The 19307-nt window shown below is 72.4% G+C and carries 14 protein-coding genes; 4 read left to right on the top strand and 10 right to left on the bottom strand.

What is annotated here, in order from left to right; genetic code table 11:
* Positions 1-133 precede the first annotated feature (133 nt).
* The 10 genes from ACIP5W_RS19855 to rsmH form a co-directional block, all read right to left on the bottom strand.
* Positions 134-928, bottom strand: coding sequence for a cell division protein FtsQ/DivIB (locus ACIP5W_RS19855; RefSeq protein ID WP_401474812.1), 795 nt, complete (start codon positions 926-928; stop codon positions 134-136).
* A gap of 119 nt (positions 929-1047) precedes the next feature.
* Positions 1048-2145, bottom strand: a complete 1098-nt coding sequence (murG, locus tag ACIP5W_RS19850; protein WP_401474810.1) for an undecaprenyldiphospho-muramoylpentapeptide beta-N-acetylglucosaminyltransferase — start codon at positions 2143-2145, stop codon at positions 1048-1050.
* 6 nt (positions 2146-2151) lie between these two features.
* Positions 2152-3504: a putative lipid II flippase FtsW gene (ftsW, locus tag ACIP5W_RS19845; protein ID WP_401474807.1), complete on the bottom strand. Its 1353-nt coding sequence runs from the start codon at positions 3502-3504 to the stop codon at positions 2152-2154.
* 73 nt (positions 3505-3577) lie between these two features.
* Positions 3578-4996 (bottom strand): UDP-N-acetylmuramoyl-L-alanine--D-glutamate ligase, encoded by a 1419-nt coding sequence (gene murD, locus ACIP5W_RS19840; protein WP_401474804.1) that lies wholly within the window; start codon positions 4994-4996, stop codon positions 3578-3580.
* On the bottom strand, positions 4978-6051 hold the full coding sequence (gene mraY, locus ACIP5W_RS19835; RefSeq protein WP_363087225.1) for a phospho-N-acetylmuramoyl-pentapeptide-transferase: 1074 nt from the start codon (positions 6049-6051) through the stop codon (positions 4978-4980). Before mraY ends, murD begins: the two co-directional genes overlap by 19 nt.
* Positions 6048-7478, bottom strand: coding sequence for a UDP-N-acetylmuramoyl-tripeptide--D-alanyl-D-alanine ligase (gene murF, locus ACIP5W_RS19830; protein ID WP_401474800.1), 1431 nt, complete (start codon positions 7476-7478; stop codon positions 6048-6050). Before murF ends, mraY begins: the two co-directional genes overlap by 4 nt.
* A 4-nt stretch (positions 7479-7482) precedes the next feature.
* Positions 7483-9003 (bottom strand): UDP-N-acetylmuramoyl-L-alanyl-D-glutamate--2,6-diaminopimelate ligase, encoded by a 1521-nt coding sequence (locus ACIP5W_RS19825; protein ID WP_401475047.1) that lies wholly within the window; start codon positions 9001-9003, stop codon positions 7483-7485.
* 205 nt (positions 9004-9208) lie between these two features.
* A complete protein-coding gene (locus ACIP5W_RS19820) occupies positions 9209-11185 on the bottom strand; it encodes a peptidoglycan D,D-transpeptidase FtsI family protein (protein WP_401474797.1) in 1977 nt (658 codons plus the stop codon).
* A gap of 5 nt (positions 11186-11190) precedes the next feature.
* Positions 11191-11784, bottom strand: a complete 594-nt coding sequence (locus ACIP5W_RS19815) for a septum formation initiator family protein (RefSeq protein ID WP_401474794.1) — start codon at positions 11782-11784, stop codon at positions 11191-11193.
* Positions 11785-11860: 76 nt separating this feature from the next.
* Positions 11861-12862: a 16S rRNA (cytosine(1402)-N(4))-methyltransferase RsmH gene (gene rsmH / locus ACIP5W_RS19810; RefSeq protein ID WP_401474791.1), complete on the bottom strand. Its 1002-nt coding sequence runs from the start codon at positions 12860-12862 to the stop codon at positions 11861-11863.
* Positions 12863-13290: 428 nt separating this feature from the next.
* Between rsmH and ACIP5W_RS19805 the strand changes: the two genes are divergently transcribed.
* From ACIP5W_RS19805 to ACIP5W_RS19790, 4 genes are all read left to right on the top strand, one after another.
* Complete coding sequence (locus ACIP5W_RS19805) at positions 13291-13848, top strand: beta-class carbonic anhydrase (protein ID WP_401474788.1); 558 nt, start codon at positions 13291-13293, stop codon at positions 13846-13848.
* Positions 13849-14022: 174 nt separating this feature from the next.
* Positions 14023-15063: an AAA family ATPase gene (locus tag ACIP5W_RS19800; protein WP_401474785.1), complete on the top strand. Its 1041-nt coding sequence runs from the start codon at positions 14023-14025 to the stop codon at positions 15061-15063.
* Entirely contained in the window at positions 15060-16439 is a 1380-nt protein-coding gene (locus tag ACIP5W_RS19795; protein WP_401474782.1) for a DUF58 domain-containing protein, read from the top strand. The genes ACIP5W_RS19800 and ACIP5W_RS19795 overlap by 4 nt, the downstream gene beginning before the upstream one ends.
* On the top strand, positions 16436-18958 hold the full coding sequence (locus tag ACIP5W_RS19790; protein WP_401474779.1) for a DUF3488 and DUF4129 domain-containing transglutaminase family protein: 2523 nt from the start codon (positions 16436-16438) through the stop codon (positions 18956-18958). The genes ACIP5W_RS19795 and ACIP5W_RS19790 overlap by 4 nt, the downstream gene beginning before the upstream one ends.
* Positions 18959-19307: the final 349 nt, after the last annotated feature.

The following is a 19307-nucleotide window of genomic DNA, read 5'->3' as shown; positions in this document are numbered from 1 at the left end:
TCTTCTGAACAGGACACTAAGTCGACAAGCGGCGCCCGTTCAACGAACACGCCGAACCTCCCGTTTTTCTTTTCACCCTATGTGATCAGCCATGTCGCTGCCCAACCAGGGTGCTGGCCTGCGCCGATGTGCGTCAACTCGCCGCTGACGCAGGGGCCGTGGGGACACTCACATCGAAGTGCCGTGCGTCCGGAGAGGCTTTCATCAGAGCGAGGATGGTACGGCCCTTCGCCGCACCGTTCTCGGCGCTGCCCCACGCGACGGTCCGGCCACCGCTCAGCTCCAGCGAGATGTCGTCGTAGGAACGGACCTTGACGACGCGGGTGGCCCGGGCGACCGCGGCCGGCAGGGCACCGGCGGCCCGCACCGCCTCGCGGACGAGGCGGTCCTCGCCGAAGCGGCGCAGACTCGCGGCGGCCGAACTCGACGGGGAGAGTTCCGCTTCCAGCAGCGGAACGCCCTTCGGCGCTCGGGAAACGGTGGCGAAACGGACACCCTCGTCGTCCACTTCGACGAATTTCCGCCCCTCGTGGACAAGCAGGACAGGCGTGCGCTCGGTCACTTTCAGAACGATTCCGTCGGGCCAGGAACGATTCACGGCAACCGAGTCGATTCGGCGCAGTTTCTCCCTCAACCTCTCCTCGATCGCACCGGTGTCGACGGAGACGAGCGGTGACCCGACGGGGACGGCGGCGGCCTCACGGACCTGGGCCGGCGTCAGAACCGCCGTGCCGGAGACGGAGACCCGCTCCACGCGCAGCCACTGTGAGCCGTACAGCAGCCAGCCGACGCCGACGCCGAGGAGGACGACCACGAGCGCGATGATGATGATCGTACGAAGTCGGCGCGGGCCGAGCCGCCGGACGAGGGGCGGGCCGGACGACTCCTGCTGGCGTGCACCGCGCTCGGCGGTGGCGGATCCGGCCACGCGCACTCCCTTTCCTGGCCCGGTTCGCCTCCGGGGCACCGCGGTCGGCGCCGAACGGCAGGGAGTTCCCGACCGCTCGACGCCGACGCGCCCCTTCGGCTCACTCGCCGATGCGTTTCCTAGTGGTGTGCACGGCCGGCGGCGATCGCCTCGTACACCATGCCGACGAGCAGGTCGTCGGCGTCCCGGCGGCCGAACTCACCGGCGGCGCGGGACATCTCGTACAGCCGGTGCGGGTCGGCCAGCACCGGCAGGACGTTCTCCCGGATCCACTCCGGGGTCAGTTCCGCGTCGTCGACCAGGAGGCCGCCGCCGGCCTTGACCACCGGCTGGGCGTTCAGCCGCTGTTCGCCGTTGCCGATGGGCAGCGGGACGTAGGCGGCGGGGAGCCCGACGGCGGAGAGTTCGGCGACGGTCATGGCGCCCGCGCGGCAGAGCATCATGTCGGCCGCGGCGTACGCGAGATCCATCCGGTCCACGTACGGTACCGGGATGTACGGTGGCATTCCCGGCATCTGCTGGACCTGTGGCAGTTCGTTCTTCGGGCCGACCGCGTGCAGGATCTGGATGCCGGCCTGCTGGAGCCACGGGGCGACCTGCTGGATCACCTCGTTGAGGCGGCGGGCGCCCTGCGAACCGCCGGAGACGAGCAGCGTCGGCAGGTTCGGGTCGAGGCCGAAGGCGTGCCGCGCCTCGGGGCGCACGGCGGCCCGGTCCAGCGTGGCGATGGAACGGCGCAGCGGGATGCCGATGTAGCGGGCGTCGCGGAGCTTGCTGTCGGGCGTGGAGACGGCGACGCGGGCGGCGTACCGCGAGCCGATCTTGTTGGCCAGGCCCGGGCGGGCGTTGGCCTCGTGGATGACGATCGGCACGCCCCTGCGCTTGGCGGCGAGGTAGGCGGGCAGCGCCACGTATCCGCCGAAGCCCACGACCACGTCGGCCTTGGTGCGCTCCAGGATCTGCTCGGTCGCCTTGATCGTGCCGCGCAGCCGGCCGGGGACGGTGATCAGCTCGGGGGTCGGCTTGCGCGGCAGCGGCACCGCGGGGATCAGCGCCAGCTCGTAACCCCGCTGGGGTACGAGCGTGGTCTCCAGACCGCGCTCCGTGCCCAGGGCCGTGATCCCCACCGAGGGGTCCTGCCTGCGCAGGGCGTCCGCGAGGGCGAGCGCGGGCTCGATGTGGCCGGCGGTCCCCCCACCAGCGAGTACGACATGCACCGAAATTCACCGCTCTCCGGACGTACGCGCCGCCGAGGCACGCCGTCGCATCGTGTTCCATCTCCGGGGCCCCGTGAGACCCCCGGCCCCCCGCTTTCTACCAAAGCGGGGGGGCCGCATCGCAAGCGCCGCCCGCGCAGCGGGCTCGTCGCGTGCGAAGGCGATCAGCAGCCCGATGGCGAACATGGTCGGCAGCAGGGCGGATCCTCCGTAGGAGAACAGCGGGAGGGGGACACCGGCGATCGGCAGCAGGCCGAGCACCGCACCGATGTTGATCACGGCCTGGGCCGTGATCCAGGTGGTCACGCCTCCCGCGGCATACCTGACGAAGGGGTCCTCCGTGCGTCCGGCCACGCGGATACCCGCATAGCCTAGAGCCGCGAACAGGGCGAGCACCGACAGCGTCCCCGCGAGACCCAGTTCCTCGCCGGTGACGGCGAAGATGAAGTCGGTGTGCGCCTCGGGGAGTTGTCCCCATTTCTCCACACTCGCGCCGAGGCCGGAGCCGAAGATGCCGCCCGAGGCGAGGGCGTAGATCCCGTGCACGGCCTGCCAGCAGTCGGCCGCCCCGGACTTCGGTTCGGTGGCGCCGATGCAGGCGAGCCGGGCCATGCGGTTCGGGCTGGTCTTGATGAGGACCACGCCGATCAGGGCGGCGATCGAGAGCACGCCGGCGAAGAGACGGGTGGGCGCGCCCGCCAGCCACAGCAGGCCGAACAGGATGGCCGTGAGGATGATCGCCGTCCCCATGTCGCCGCCGAGCATGATCAGTCCGAGCAGCATGAACGCGACCGGCACGAGCGGCACCAGCAGGTGCTTCCACTGGCTCAGCAGCGTCCTGTCCTGTTTGCGGGCCAGCAGGTCGGCGCCCCAGAGCACCAGCGCGAGCTTGCCGAACTCGCTGGGCTGCATCTGGAAAGAGCCGCCGAGCGAGATCCAGTTCTGGTTGCCGTTGACCGCCATCCCTATCCCCGGCACCTGCACCAGGACCATCAGGAAGACGGCGCCCGCGAGGATCGGGTAGGCCAGTGCCCGGTGCAGTTTCACCGGCATCCGGGAGGCGGCCAGCATCAGCAGTCCGCCGATGGCGGCGGCGAGGAACTGTTTGCGGAAGAAGAACGAGCCCGGCAACGACATCTGCAACGCGGTGATCTGCGAGGCCGAGTAGACCATCACCAGGCCCAGCACGGTGATCAGCAGGCTGCCGCCGAGGATCAGGTAGTAGGCGGTCAGCGGCCGGTCCCAGGCCCTGCGGGCACGCGTGTGGAGCCGCAGCGCCGGATTGTCGCGCGGCGGCCTGGCGGCGGGTCTGCGGACGGCCCGCTGGACGGGCGGCCGCCCGGTACGGCTACCGGGCACCGCAGCCTCCGGTGAACGTCGGCCTCGACGGTCGCACGCGTCCCTCCCAAGGTCCGCCCGGCAGGCGGCCGGGTCAGGCGCCGAGTTCGCGAACGGCTTCCGCGAACGCGTCACCGCGCTGGTTGTAGTTGACGAACATGTCCATGGAGGCGCAGGCCGGGGCGAGCAGTACCGTGTCGCCTTCGACGGCGAGTCCGCGGGCCTCCTGGACAGCCGCGGGCATCGCCCCAGTGTCGGTCCGGTCGAGCTCGACGACCGGTACCTGCGGGGCGTGTCGCGTGAGGGCTTCACGGATCAGGGCGCGGTCGGCGCCGATGAGCACGACCCCGCGCAGCCGCTTCGCCGACTTCGCGACCAGCTCGTCGAAGGTCGCCCCCTTGGCGAGGCCGCCCGCGATCCACACGATCGACTCGTACGCCGCCAACGAGGCCTCGGCGGCATGGGTGTTGGTGGCCTTGGAGTCGTCGACGTACGCGACGCCGTCCAGGTCCGCCACGTGGGCGATCCGGTGGGCGTCGGGAGTGAAGGCCCGCAGCCCGTCCCGTACGGCCCTCGCGGGCACCCCGAAGGCGCGCGCGAGGGCCGCCGCGGCGAGGGCGTTGGCGATGTTGTGCGGCGCGGGAGGGTCGACGTCGGAGACCTCGGCCAGCTCCTGGGCGTTCTTCTGCCGGTTCTCGACGAAGGCGCGGTCGACCAGGATGCCGTCCACGACGCCGAGTTGGGACGGGCCGGGGGTGCCCAGCGTGAAGCCGACGGCCCGGCAGCCCTCCTCGACGTCCGCCTCGCGCACCAGGTCCTCGGTGGCCTTGTCGGCCACGTTGTAGACGCAGGCGACCCGATTGCCCTCGTACACACGGCCCTTGTCCTTGGCGTACGCCTCCATGGAGCCGTGCCAGTCGAGGTGGTCCGGGGCCAGGTTGAGCACGGTGGCCGAGTGGGCGCGCAGGGAGGGCGCCCAGTGCAGCTGGTAGCTGGAGAGTTCGACGGCGAGGACGTCGTGGCGCTCCTCGCCGAGGACCGCGTCCAGCAACGAGACGCCGATGTTGCCGACGGCCGCCGTGCGCAGGCCGGCCGCCGTCAGGATCGACGCCAGCATCTGGGTGGTGGTGGTCTTGCCGTTGGTGCCGGTGACGCAGAGCCAGGGGGCCGCGTCGGGTCCCCTGAGCCGCCAGGCGAGTTCGACGTCGCCCCACACCGGCACACCGGCCGCGGCAGCAGCCGTGAACAGCGGCTTGTCCGGCTTCCAGCCGGGCGCGGTGACGATCAGTTCGGTGCTCTCGGGCAGGGTCGCCCCGTCGCCGAGGCGTACGGCGACGCCCAGCTCCAGCAGCTCCGCGGCCTGTTCACGCGCGCGTGCGTCGTCGCCGTCGTTGACGACGGTGACGTTCGCGCCGAGGCCGTGCAGCACCCTGGCCGCCGGGATGCCGGAGACGCCGAGTCCGGCGACGGTGACGTTCTTCCCCTGCCAGTCGGTCACTTTTCTGCTGCCCATCCCGCGTAGAAGAGACCCAGTCCGACGATCACGCAGATGCCCTGGATGATCCAGAAGCGGACCACGACGAGGACCTCGGACCAGCCCTTGAGTTCGAAGTGGTGCTGGAGCGGCGCCATGCGGAAGACGCGCTTGCCGGTCATCCGGAAGGAGCCGACCTGGATGACCACCGACATGGTGATGAGGACGAACAGCCCGCCCAGGATGGCCATCAGCAGTTCGGTGCGGGAGCAGATCGCGAGACCGGCGAGCACACCGCCGAGCGCCAGCGAACCGGTGTCGCCCATGAAGATCTTGGCCGGCGAGGTGTTCCACCACAGGAAGCCGAGGCAGGCGCCCATCAGCGCGGAGGCGATGACCGCGAGGTCCAGCGGATCGCGCACCTCGTAGCAGGCGCTGGGGTTGGTCAGGGTCTCGCCGTTGGCGCAGGACTCCTGGAACTGCCAGACACCGATGAAGGTGTAGGCGCCGAAGACGAGGACGGAGGCACCGGTGGCGAGGCCGTCCAGACCGTCCGTCAGGTTCACGCCGTTGGACATCGCGAGGATCATGAACAGCGCCCAGACGACGAACAGCACCGGGCCGATCGTCCAGCCGAAGTCCGTGATGAACGACAGCTTCGTGGAGGCCGGGGTGTTGCCGCGCTGATCGGAGAACTGGAGCGAGAGCACCGCGAAGGCGATGCCGACGATCAGCTGGCCGGCCATCTTCGCCTTGGCCCGCAGACCCAGCGAACGCCGCTTGACGATCTTGATGTAGTCGTCGAGGAAGCCGACCAGACCCATGCCGCACATCAGGCCGAGCACCAGCAGACCGGAGTAGGTCGGCGGCTTGCCCGTGATGACCTTGGACAGGAAGTACGCCGCGACCGTCGCCAGGATGAAGGCGATACCGCCCATGGTCGGCGTACCGCGCTTGCTGGCGTGCTCGCGCGGGCCGTCGTCACGGATGTACTGGCCGTACCCCTTGCGTGCGAGCAGCTTGATCAGCAGCGGGGTGCCGACCAGCGTCAGGAAGAGGCCGATGACGCCCGCGAACAGGATCTGATTCATCATCGGGCGACGACCTCACCCTCGGCACCGGTCTCGAGCAGCGCCTGCGCGACGCTCTCCAGGCCGACCGAACGGGACGCCTTCACGAGTACCACGTCCCCCGGGCGCAACTCGCTGCGCAACAGGTCGACAGCCGCCTGTGCGTCGGACACGTGCACCGACTCCTCACCCCACGAACCCTCGTTGTATGCGCCCAGTTGCAGCCAGGCGGCTTCCCTGCCCCCGACCGCGACGAGCTTGCCGACATTGAGCCGGACGGCGAGCCGTCCGACCGCGTCGTGCTCGGCGAGCGCCTCGTCCCCCAGCTCGGCCATCTTGCCGAGCACCGCCCACGTACGGCCCCCCTCTGCCTGTGAGGCTTTGCCCATGGCCGCGAGCGCGCGCAGGGCGGCTCGCATGGACTCGGGGTTCGCGTTGTAGGCGTCGTTGACGATCGTCACGCCGTCCGGGCGCTCGGTGACCTCCATCCGCCAGCGGGAGAGGGAGTCCGCCTCGGAGAGCGCGGTGGCGATCTCTTCCGCGGACATACCCAGCTCATGGGCGACGGCGGCCGCGGCGAGCGCGTTCGACACGTGGTGCTCACCGTACAGGCGCATGGTCACATCGCATGCACCGGAGGGTGTGTGAAGCCTGAAGGCGGGCTGTCCGGTGTCCGTGAGTCTCACGTTCTCGGCGCGTACGTCCGCTTCGTCGGACTCTCCGAAAAGGACCACCTTCGCCTTCGTACGGGAGGCCATGGCACGGACCAGGGGGTCGTCGGCGTTGAGGACCGCCACACCGCCCCCGCTCGCGGGCGGGAGGCTCTCGACGAGCTCGCCCTTCGCCTGGGCGATCTGCTCGCGGCCGCCGAACTCACCGATGTGGGCGGTGCCGACGTTGAGCACGAGGCCGATCCTCGGCGGCGTCAGACCGGTGAGGTAGCGGATGTGGCCGATGCCGCGGGCGCCCATCTCCAGGACGAGGAACCTGGTCTCCTCGGTGGCGGACAGGGCGGTCAGCGGGAGCCCGATCTCGTTGTTGAGCGAGCCGGGCGTGAACACCGTCGGCGCCTTGCGCCGCAGGACCTGGGCGATGAGGTCCTTGGTACTGGTCTTGCCGGCCGAGCCGGTGAGGGCGACGAGGGTCGTGCCGAGCTTGCGCACGACGTGCCGCGCGAGGGCGCCGAGCGCCGCCTGGACGTCGTCCACGACGATCGCGGGTACGCCGACGGGCCGCGAGGCCAGCACGGCCGCCGCACCCGCCTCGACGACCGCCCGCGCGTAGTCGTGGCCGTCGGCCCGTTCGCCGACGAAGGCGACGAAGAGGCTGCCGGGCTCCACCTCGCGGGAGTCCCGGACGACGGGTCCGGTCACCTGCGCGGACGGATCCGGTATGTCGTACGTCTGCCCGCCGACGACTGCTGCGATCTCGGCGAGGGAGAGGGCGATCACAAGTTCATCCCTGGGTCTTCTGGATAGCTTCGCGAAGCACCTGGCGGTCGTCGAAGGGACGGACCACACCGGCGATGTCCTGGCCCTGCTCGTGGCCCTTGCCCGCGACCAGCACGGTGTCCCCGGGCCGCGCCCGGCCGACGGCGGCGGCGATCGCGGCGGCCCGGTCCTCGAACAGCTGCACCTCGCCGCGCTCGTGGGCCGGCACGGACGCGGCACCCTGGAGCATCGTCGCGAGGATCGCGAGGGGGTCCTCGGAGCGGGGGTTGTCGGAGGTCAGTACGGCGGTGTCGGCGAGCCGGGCCACGGCGGCGCCCATCGGGGCCCGCTTGGTGGTGTCGCGGTCGCCGCCGCAGCCGAGCACCACGTGCAGTTGGCCCTTGGTGACCTTGCGCAGCGCCTTGAGCACCGACTCCACGGCGTCCGTCTTGTGCGCGTAGTCGACGACCGCGAGGTAGTCCTGTCCGGCGTCCACCCGCTCCAGCCGGCCCGGCACGCCCGGTACGGCGGCCACGCCGTCGGCGGCGGTCTGCGGGTCGAGTCCGGCGGCGGCCAGGGCGACGACGGCGCCGAGGCTGTTGGCCACGTTGAAGGGGCCGGCGATCGGCGACCTGGCGGCGATCCGCTCGCCCTGCGGGCCGAGGACGGTGAACGTCGAGTCCATCGGGCCGACCTGGACGTCCACGGCCCGCCAGTCGGCGTCGGGGTGGCCCTCGGCGGAGAACGTGACGACGGGGACGGTGGCCTCGCCGGCCAGCCGGCGGCCGTACTCGTCGTCGAGGTTGACCACTCCGAGCCTGCTGCGCAGCGGGGTGAACAGCTGCGCCTTGGCCCGGAAGTAGTCCTCCATGTCGGAGTGGAACTCCATGTGTTCCGGGCTGAGGTTGTTGAACACGGCGATGTCGAAGACGCAGCCGTCGACCCGGCCGAGGACCAGGGCGTGGCTGGAGACCTCCATCGCGACCGCCTCGACGCCGCGTTCACGCATGACGGCGAACAGGGCCTGCAGGTCGGTGGCCTCCGGGGTGGTCCGCTCGGACTTGATGCGCTCGTCGCCGATGCGCATCTCGACCGTGCCGATGAGGCCGGTCGCCCCGGCCTTCTTCAGGCCGCCCTCGACGAGGTAGGCGGTGGTGGTCTTGCCGGAGGTGCCGGTGATGCCGATCTGGAGCAGCTCGCGGCCGGGGTGGCCGTAGATGGTGGCCGCCAGTTCGCCCATCCGTCCGCGCGGGTCGTCGACGACCAGGACCGGCAGGCCGGTGGCGGCGGCGCGCTCGGCGCCGGCCGGGTCGGTCAGCACGGCGACCGCGCCGAGGCCCGCGGCCTGGGTGGCGAAGTCGGCGCCGTGCAGGCGGGCGCCCGGGAGGGCGGCGTACAGGTCGCCGGGGCGGACGGCGCGTGAGTCGTGGGTGATGCCCGTGACCTCCGCGGCGTTCTCCGGCTGTTCGGCACCCAGCTGCCCGGCCAGCTCCGCCAGGGGTGTGGCGGCGACGTGAACCGGTCGCGGCGGCCCCGGATACGTCACGGAAGCGCCCTTCTGGGTGGTTGGGGACTGATCAGCGTGTGGCACGGCGGTGAGCGTACCGGGCGGGGCCGGTCGGGAGCGAAGCGAGGCAGCGGGTGGTGCCTGGTCCGCGGGGTCGGGAGTGATCATGGTCACGGGCTGGTTCCCTGGCTGGTTCGGCGCTGAAACACTTGCGGCTGACGGACTGGCGGGCGGAGTGGCGGGGTCAGGGGGCGAAGGAGACCGGGAGGTTCGCGGGCTTCCCCCCGGTCGGCGGGATCTGGAGCGTCTTCAGGGAGAACTCCATGACCTGCTTGAAGATCGGGCCGCAGATCTGGCCGCCGAAGTAGCTGCCCTCGGTGGCGTTCTGGATCGCGCAGTAGACCGTCACCCGGGGGCTGTCGGCGGGCGCGAATCCGGCGAACGAGGAGGTGTAGCCGCGGTACTTGCCGGTGGCCGGATCCACGCGGTTCGCGGTACCCGTCTTGCCCGCGACGCGGTACCCGGGAATGCGCGCCTTGGTGCCGGTTCCCTCCTCGTCGTCCACCACCGACTCCAGCATCTGCGCGAGGGACTTGGCCGTCTTCTGGCTCACCACCCGTGTCTTGCGGGGGGCCTCGGCGGGGACGAAGCGGCCGTCGGGCCCCTTGGTGCCGCGCACCAGGCTCGGTTCGACGCGCACGCCGCCGTTGGCGATCGTCGAGTACACGGAGGCCGCCTGGAGCGCGTTGATGGAGACGCCCTGGCCGAAAGGAATCGTGTACTGCTGGGAGGTCGACCAGTCTCCGGGGGCCGCGAGGATGCCCTTGGTCTCGCCGGGGAAGCCGAGCCCGGTGTAGCTGCCGATGCCGAACTTGCGCAGGTAGGAGTAGAGGATCCGGTTCGCCTGCGCCTGGGTCTTGCCGAGCTGGCCGGTCGCCAGGATCGTGCCGATGTTGCTGGACTTGGCGAGCACGCCGTTGAGCGTGAGGTACCAGGTGGCGTGGTCAATGTCGTCCTGGAAGAGCCGGTCGCCGCGGTGCAGCCGGTTGGGCACGGTGACGTGCGTGAGCGGCGTGGCGGCGTTCTCCTCCAGTACGGCGGCCATCGACATGACCTTGGCGGTGGAGCCGGGCTCGAAGGCGTCCTGGAGGGCCGCGTTGCCGAGGGCCTCGGGGCTCGCGTCCGACAGGTCGTTGGGGTCGAAGCCGGGCGAGTTGGCCAGGGCGAGGATCTCGCCGGTGCGGGTGTCCTGGACGATGACGTAGCCGCGGTCCGCCTTGGACGCCTTCACCTGCTCGGTGATGGCGTTCTGCGCGGCCCACTGGATGTCCCGGTCGATCGTCAGCTCGACGTCGGAACCGGGCACGGCCGGCGTCTCGGTGGAGCCCGCGGTGGGCACCTGACGGCCGCCGGACTGGGCGTAGCGGATCTTGCCGTCCTTGCCGGCCAGGGTGGTGTTCAGCTGCTGCTCGACGCCGCCGCCGCCCGTGCCCTCGGCGTTGACCCAGCCCAGTATCCCGGCGGCCAGTTCACCGTTGGGGTACACGCGCTTGCTGCTGGGGACGGAGAAGACGCCGGCCAGGACGTTGACCGTGGCGGGGTCCGACTCCGCCTTGGTGGCGAGCGCGGACTTCAGGTCCTTGATCTGCTTCCAGACCTGCGGGGTCTGCCGGCCGGCGAGCTTGGCGTAGCGGACGTTCGCGTTGCCGGGGCGCAGCTTCTTGACGAGCGCGGACTGCTCCTGGCCGAGGATCGGCGCGAGGAGGGCGGCCGCCTGCTCGGGCCCGTCGTCGATCTTCAGCTGTCCGCGGGCGAACATCGTCGGGTCGGCCGTGATGTCGTAGGCGTCCTCGCTGGCGGCGAGGGCCACGCCGGAGCGGTCGGTGATCTCTCCGCGCTCGGCCGGCAGGACCTGGCCGACGTAGCGGTTCTGCTCGGCCTTGGCGGCGTAGGTGCCGGCGTCGACGGCCTGCACCTGGAGCAGACGGACGACGAAGGCGATCATCACCAGGGTCAGCGCGAGGCCGACCAGGCGCAGCCGGGGGCGCGGGCTGCCGAGCCGGATGACGCGGGGGGCCGCGGGCCGCACGGCCGGGCGGCGGGCGGGGCGCGCTCCGGGCCCCGGCCGGCGCTGGGACGGCGCGGGGCGGGCGGGCCGGGCGGGCCGGGCCGGGCGGGCGGGGCCGGGCACGCGCCGGCGCGGCGGTTCCCTGTCGGACACTTCCGTCACCTGCCGGGAGTCGTGGGAGTGGCTGCGGTCGCGGACACGCCGGGGGCGGCCGCCGCCGGACCGGGTTCGGCCGCGGCGGTCGGGGAGGCGCCGGGGGCGGCGGTGGAGGTGGTGGTGGTGGTGGTGGAGGTGGTGGTGGTGGTGGAGGTGGTGGCCGACGGGAGGACCGGCAGGGTCGCGATGGCCTCGGGGGGCCGGGCCGCGAGCGGGGTGTCCGCCGGGGAACGCGGGGCGGCCGAGGGGACGCCCTTCACGGTGCCGTCGGGGTCGAGGAAGGCCGGGTCGCCGCCGGGCACCATGCCCAGTTCCCGCGCGCGGCGCTGGAGGGCGTCGGGGGCGGAGTAGGAGTCGATGTCCCGCCGGAGCGCCTGCTCCTCGTCGGTGAGGTTCTTGGTGTCCTTCTGGAGGTCGTCCATCTCGAACGAGCCCTCGCTGAGCGCGGAGTTCAGCACCAGCAGGCCGATCAGGCCACCGCCGAGGAGCAGCACGACGAGCAGGACGAACGGCGTGCGGGCCGCCTGTCGCGGCCGGGCAGGGAAGAGCCGCGCGAGCCGGGCGGCCCGCCCCTTCAGCCGGGGTTTCCTGCTCACTCGACCTCCTCTGGGTCGCCGGTCACGAACCCGTTGGACCGGGGTGTGGTGCCCCGGCCCGCCCGCCGCACGCCCGTCACTCGACGTCCTCCCTGATGCGCTCGGCCCCGCGCAGCCGCGCCGGGGCGGCCCGCCGGTTCTCGGCGACCTCTTCCTCTGTGGGAAGTTCGGCACCACGGGTGAGCAGCTTGAGGCGCGGCTGGTAGCGCTCGGGGACGACGGGCAGTCCGGCCGGCGCGGTGGTGGCGGCACCGGCCGCGAACACCTGCTTGACCAGCCGGTCCTCCAGCGAGTGGTACGACAGCACGGCGATCCGTCCGCCGACGTCCAGGGCCTTCACGGCGGCCGGGATCGCCCGTTCGAGGACCGACAGTTCGCCGTTGACCTCGATGCGCAGTGCCTGGAAGGTGCGCTTGGCCGGGTTGCCGCCGGTGCGCTTGGCCGCCTGCGGCAGGGCGTCGCGGATCAGCTCGACGAGCCGGGCGCTGTTGGTGAACGGCTCCTTCTCCCGCTCGCGCACGACCGCGGAGACGATCCGCTTGGCCTGCTTCTCCTCGCCGTAGGCCCGCAGGATGCGCACCAGTTCGCCCGGCGGATAGGTGTTGAGGACCTCGGCGGCGCTGATGCCGGTCGTCTGGTCCATGCGCATGTCGAGGGGGGCGTCCTGCGCGTAGGCGAATCCCCGGTCCGCCTCGTCGAGCTGCATGGAGGAGACACCGAGGTCGAACAGGACGCCCTGCACGCGCGGGATGCCGAGCCGCTCCAGCACCTCGGGAAGTTCGTCGTACACGGCGTGCACGAGGGTGGCGCGGTCCTGGTAGGGGGCGAGGCGCTCGCCGGACAGCCGCAGGGCCTCCTTGTCGCGGTCGAGGGCGACGAGGCGGGCCTCGGGGAACCGGCCGAGCAGGGCCTCGCTGTGTCCGCCGAGGCCGAGCGTGCAGTCGACGACCACCGCTCCGGGACGCAGGAGGGCGGGGGCCAGCAGGTCCAGGCACCGCTGGAGCATCACCGGGACGTGTCGACCGCGTCCCTCCCGTCGCCCGCCGTCACCCTCATTCGAATGCGCTTCGCGCCCCATTGGTCCTGGGCCCTCTCAGATCCGGCGGAGTCCGTACGCACCGCCGGGTCCCCGCCCGCTCGAAGAAGGGGAGTCCGCCGGCGCCGGAAGCGTCAGCCGACCGGGAGCGGGAGGAGGCCGAGCCGTACGTACGCGCCGCGCACGCGGGGAGATTCCCGGCGGCCGCGCCGGGGTCTCTCGGGGAATTCAGTCCAGCGGGGAGATCACCGCCTCCCGCTTCGCGTCACTTTAGTCCACCCTGTCTCGCGGTCAATCAACCGGCCTGCGCGTCGTGCTCCGGCAGGCGTGCGAAGCGGCGATTACGGGAAAATCACTCCTACGGACTTCGCCCCGCCACTCGTGTGGATTACCTCACACAAGACCGGGATGACGTTCTTCACCCTTCTCACAACGAGACCGGAGAGCTTGTGACCAGTAACGTCATGGGTATGACGACTTCTGCATCGGTACCCGCCGGCTCCGAGGCCGCCATACCCGCCGGCGGTACGGTCACCGACCGCCTGGTCGACGCGAACCGGCGCTATGCCGCCGCGTTCAGCGACCCGGGGATGGACGCGCGCCCTGTCCTGCACGTGGCCGTGGTGGCCTGCATGGACGCCCGACTCGACCTGCACGACGCCCTGGGCCTGGAACTCGGCGACTGCCACACCATCCGCAACGCGGGTGGCGTCGTCACCGACGACGTGATCCGCTCCCTCACGATCAGCCAGCGCGCCCTGGGCACCCGCAGCGTGGTGCTGATCCACCACACCGGCTGCGGTCTGGAGAGCCTCACCGAGGAGTTCCGCCACGACCTGGAGATGGAGGTGGGGCAGCGTCCGGCATGGGCGGTGGAGGCCTTCCGGGACGTCGACCAGGACGTGCGGCAGTCGATGCAGCGCGTGCGCACCTCGCCGTTCCTGCTGCACACCGACGACGTACGGGGCTTCGTCTTCGACGTGCGGACGGGGTTGCTGAGGGAGATCGACCCGGCCGAACAGTCCTAAGACCTGACATATCGCTGTCAGTTGTCCACAGGCGAGTGACACGAAACGGTAACGGCAGCAAGAATGCGGGAGTGGCGTCGCGCTGAGCATTTCCCGCGTGGTGTCCGTGTTTCGGGGTGGGCCGGTCCGCATCGCAGAGCGTCGGCCCGGAAAGAACGGGCCGAGGAGGGCCGGGTGACGACCTATGACGAGCGTGCGAGCCTCACAGATCTGACCGCCACTGTGGAGCGGGTCCGCAGTTCGGTGGAGGGAGTGATCGAGGGCAAGCCCGAGGTCGTACGGCTTTCTCTGACGGTGCTTCTCGCCGAGGGACATCTTCTGATCGAGGATGTCCCCGGCGTGGGCAAGACGATGCTGGCGAAGGCGCTGGCCCGGTCCATCGACTGTTCGGTCCGGCGTATCCAGTTCACGCCCGACCTGCTGCCGTCGGACGTCACCGGCGTGTCCATCTGGGACCAGCAGCGCCGGGACTTCGAGTTCAAGCCGGGCGCGATCTTCGCGCAGATCGTGATCGGCGACGAGATCAACCGTGCCTCGCCCAAGACCCAGTCCGCGCTGCTGGAGTCGATGGAGGAGCGCCAGGTCACCATGGACGGGCAGACCTACGAGCTGCCCAGCCCCTTCATGGTGGTGGCCACCCAGAACCCGGTGGAGATGGAGGGCACCTATCCGCTGCCCGAGGCCCAGCGCGACCGCTTCATGGCCCGGGTCTCCATCGGCTACCCCAGCCCGGAGGCCGAGCTGCAGATGCTCGACGTCCACGGCGGGGTGAACCCCCTGGACGACCTCCAGCCGGTGGCCCACGCGGACGAGATCCTGAAGCTGATCGAGGCGGTCCGCGGGGTCCACGTCGCCGAGACGATCCGGCGGTACGCGGTCGACCTGGTCTCCGCCACCCGCACCCACCCCGACCTCAGACTCGGCGCCTCCCCGCGCGCGACCCTGCACCTGCTGCGCGCGGCGAAGGCGTCCGCCGCCCTCGGCGGCCGGGACTACGCGCTGCCGGACGACGTGCAGAACCTCGCCGTGGCCGTCCTGGCCCACCGGCTGCTGCCCACCGCGCAGGCCCAGCTGAACCGCCGCACCTCGGAGCAGGTCGTCGAGGAGATCATCCAGCGCACTCCGGTGCCCACCGGCTCCCCGCAGCAGCGCGGCTACGGCCTGGGCAACGGCCCCCAGGCGTACGACCGGCAGCCGCCGCGGAGGCTCGGATGACCACCGGCGCGGCCGGACCGGCGGAGGCGGAGACGGACCGCGGGGAGAAGGGCGGCGCACGCACCGCCCTGGCCGGTCTCACCACGCGTGGCCGCTCCTTCCTGGCGGCCGGAGTCGCCGCCGCGATCTGCGCCTACGTCCTCGGCCAGCCCGACCTGCTGCGCGTCGGGCTGCTGCTGGCCGCGCTGCCGCTGGTCTGCGCGGCCGTGGTCTACCGCACCCGCTACCGGGTGGCCGGCAGCCGCCGGCTCTCCCCCGCGCGCGTGCCGGCCGGCAGCGAGGCCCGCGTCCATCTGCGGATGGACAACGTCTCCCGTTTTCCCACGGGCCTGCTGATGCTCCAGGACCGGGTGCCCTACGTCCTCGGCCCGCGCCCCCGCTTCGTCCTGGACCGGGTCGAGGCGGGCGGCCGGCGCGAGGTGTCCTACCGGGTCCGCTCCGACCTGCGCGGCCGCTACCCGCTGGGCCCCCTCCAGCTGCGGCTGAACGACCCGTTCGGCATGTGCGAGCTGACCCGCTCCTTCTCGACGTACGACACCCTGACGGTCGTGCCGCGCGTGGAGGCGCTGCCGCCGGTCCGGCTGGGCGGCGAGGCGGCGGGGTACGGCGACGGCCGGCAGCGTTCGCTGGCGCTGGCCGGCGAGGACGACGCGATCCCGCGCGGCTACCGCTACGGCGACGACCTGCGCCGTGTCCACTGGCGTTCCACCGCCCGCTACGGCGAGCTGATGGTGCGCCGTGAGGAGCAGCCCCAGCGCTCCCGCTGCACGGTGCTGCTGGACACCCGCGGGGTCGCCCACCGGGGCGCGGGTCCCGACTCGGCCTTCGAGTGGGCGGTCTCGGGCGCCGCGTCCGTCCTGGTGCACATGCTGGAGCGGGGCTTCTCCGTCCGGCTGCTGACGGACACCGGCAGTTCGGTGCCGGGCGAGGGTGCCGAGGGGTTCGCCGGTTCCGGCCAGGGATCGGCAGAGGCGGCCGGGCTGATGATGGACACCCTCGCCGTGATCGACCATTCCGACGGCACGGGCCTGTCCCCGGCCCACGACGTGCTGCGCGGGGGCAACGAGGGGCTGCTGGTGGCCTTCCTCGGCGACCTCGACGAGGAGGAGGCGGCGGTGGCCGCCAAGATGCGCCGGCGCAGCGGGGGCGCCGTCGCCTTCCTCCTGGACGGCGACAGCTGGGTGCGTGAACCGAATGACGTGCCTCATCCGATGAACAGGCACCAGGAGCGGCTGCGGATGCTGCGCGAGGCGGGCTGGACGGCCGTGAGCGTGCCGCGGGGCGCTCCGCTGGACGAGCTGTGGCGGCAGGCGGACCGGGAGCGTTCGGGTGTCGTGACGGCCGGCGGACCGAGCGGAAGGGGGGCGGGGGCATGAGCGGTCGGGCCCGACTGACGCTGTGTTCCGCGGCGGCCACGCTGATGGCCGCCTCCGCCCTGCTGCCCCTGGTCGAGCAGACCTCGTGGATCCTGCTGGCGGCCGTGCTGCTGGCCGTCCAGGGCGGGGTCGGCGCGGCCACCCGGCGGGTGCCGCTGGCCCGGCCCCTGACCGTGCTGGCCCAGGCCCTGGTCACGCTGGTGCTGCTCACCCTGGTCTTCGCCCGGGAGCAGGCTCTCGCCGGGCTGGTCCCCGGCCCACAGGCCTTCCAGCACTTCGCCGACCTGCTGCGGGCGGGCACCGACGACGTGGGGCGGTACGCGATACCGGCGCCGCTCTCCGACGGCATCCGGCTGATGTTGATCGGCGGTGTGCTGCTGATCGGGCTCGCGGTGGACACCCTCGCGGTGACCTACCGCAACGCCGCACCGGCCGGCCTGCCCCTGCTGGCGCTGTACTCGGTCGCCGCGGGGCTCTCCGACGGGGGGGCCGACTGGCTCTGGTTCCTGGTGGCCGGCGGCGGCTATCTCATGCTTCTGCTCGCCGAGGGGCGGGAGCGGCTCTCGCAGTGGGGCCGCGTCTTCGGAGGCGCCCCGCGCGCCCCGGGCGGGCAGTCCGGCCCGGTGGCCCCGGTGCGCACCGGGCGGCGCATCGGCGCGGCCGCCCTGGGCGTGGCGCTCGCGGTGCCGTTGCTGCCGCTGCCCGCGATCGACGGCGGTCTGCTGGACGGCGCGGGCGCCGGGGTCGGTCCGGGTACCGGCGGCGGGGGCACGATCTCCGCGGTCAACCCCCTGGTGTCGCTGCGCGACAGCCTGAACGTGGACGAGGACCGCACGGTCCTCACCCTGCGCACCGACACCGGCGACATCTCGGACCTGTATCTGCGGATCGTCTCCCTGGACGACTTCGACGGCACCACGTGGAAGCCGTCGAAGCGCGATGTCGTCGCCGTGCCCGACGAGCTGCCCACCCCGCCCGGTCTGAGCCCGGAGGTGCGGCGCGCGGAGATCACCACCCGGGTGTCCGCCGCCGACTGGTACGCCCAGGACTGGCTGCCGATGCCGTACCCGCCGAGCGGTGTGCAGGTCAGCGGCAGATGGCGGTACGAGCCGGTCGGCATGACCGTGGTCGGCGACCACCGCCAGACCACCCGCGGCAAGTCCTACGAGGTGAACAGCCTTCAGGTGCGGCCGACCGCGGAACAGCTGGCCGCCGCCCCGAAGGCCCGCGGTTCGCTGCGCGGCGAGTACACCCAGGTGCCGGACACCCTGCCGGCGGTGGTGTCGCGGACGGCCCGCGAGATCACCGACGGCTCGTCGAACGACTACGAGCGGGCGGTGAAGCTCCAGGACTGGTTCGCGGTGACGGGCGGCTTCGAGTACGACACCGAGGTCGAGGTCGGCACCGGGAAGGACGCGCTCGCCCGCTTCCTGCGGGACAAGCAGGGTTTCTGCGTGCACTTCTCGTTCGCGATGGCGGCGATGGCCCGCACGCTGGGCATTCCGGCCCGGGTGGCGGTGGGCTTCGCGCCCGGCTCCCCGCAGTCCAACGGTTCGGTGGCGGTGAGCCTGAAGGACGCGCACGCCTGGCCGGAGCTGTATTTCGAAGGCGTGGGCTGGACCCGTTTCGAGCCGACCCCGACCCGGGGGACGACGCCGTCGTACACGCTGCCGGAGACCTCGGGCAGTGCCGTCCCGGACCTGCCGCAGGCCTCGCGGTCGGCGGGCGCGGCGCCGTCGGCCGAGCCGTCGGCGAGCACCAGCTGCACCGCGGAGGACAAGAGGCTCCAGGGCTGCACCGACGCGCTGCCGCTGGACCAGGCGGATCAGGGCGGCGGCGGCCCGCCCTGGTACAAGATCGCCGGCTGGACGGTACTGGGCCTCGCGGTGCTGGTGCTGCCCCTGCTGCCGATGGTGTGGCGGCTGAGACGGCGGTCGGTGCGGCTGGCCTCGGCCCAGCACACCGGTTCCCCTGCGGTGGGCCGGGCGGGCCCCGGGACACGCGGGGACGGCGTCGGGCAGCCGACGGGTGACGCCGGTCCGGCGGTGTTGCTGGACCTGCCGCCGGAGGAGGTCGGCGAGGCGGCCGCGGCCCACGTCCTGGGGGTGTGGCGCGAGCTGACCGACACGGCCTGGGACTACGGGATCCCGCCCGACGAGGCGCTGACGCCCCGCCGGGCGGCGGCCCGGATCGTCCGGCTCGGCGGGCTGGACCGAGCGGTGGCCGGATCCGTGCACCGGGTGGCGGGGGCCGTGGAGCAGGTGCTGTTCGCCCCGCGGCCGCGGGCCGAGGCCGGGCTGGCCGAGGACGTGCGCGAAGTGCGGGTGGCCCTGCGGGCGCGGGTCGGCCGGCGCACCCGGCTGCGCGCGGTCGTGGCACCGCGTTCGGCCGTCCGTGTGGTGTGGGACCTCAGCGACCGCTGGACGGCGGCCAAGGCCACCTGTTCGGCCCGCCTGGCGGCCCTGGCCCGTCGGGCACGGCCGGGCGGCCGGGCGGCCGACGCCCAGGCTGGCAGCTGACGCTCGGGGGCCGGTGGTGGTGGCGGGCAGTGGACGCTCGAGGTTCCGCCGGGTCGCCGAGGCGGCGGACGCTCGGCAAGGCCGCCGGTGTGCGGCCGGTGATGACGTGTTCGGCCCCCGTTCCGGGAGAGATCCCGGAACGGGGGCCGATCGCTGTTCCGTGGCGGGCCGTCGGATGCGGCGCTTCCGCCGGCGAGGGTGCAGGCGGTGAACATGCGTGAGGGGGGTGGCCGCCCCGGGGGGGGGGGCCCCCCCCCCCCCCCGCGGCGCCCGGGGGGGGGGGGGCCCCCGGGCGGGGGCGGGGGCCGCCCGGCCACCCCCCCCGGGGGCCCCCTGGGCCGGGGCCGCC

Origin of the sequence: Streptomyces sp. NPDC088766, assembly GCF_044750845.1 — a bacterium.
Classification (GTDB): Bacteria; Actinomycetota; Actinomycetes; order Streptomycetales; family Streptomycetaceae; genus Streptomyces.
Note: the sequence above shows the minus strand (reverse complement) of the source record. Positions and strands in the feature narration are given on the sequence as shown.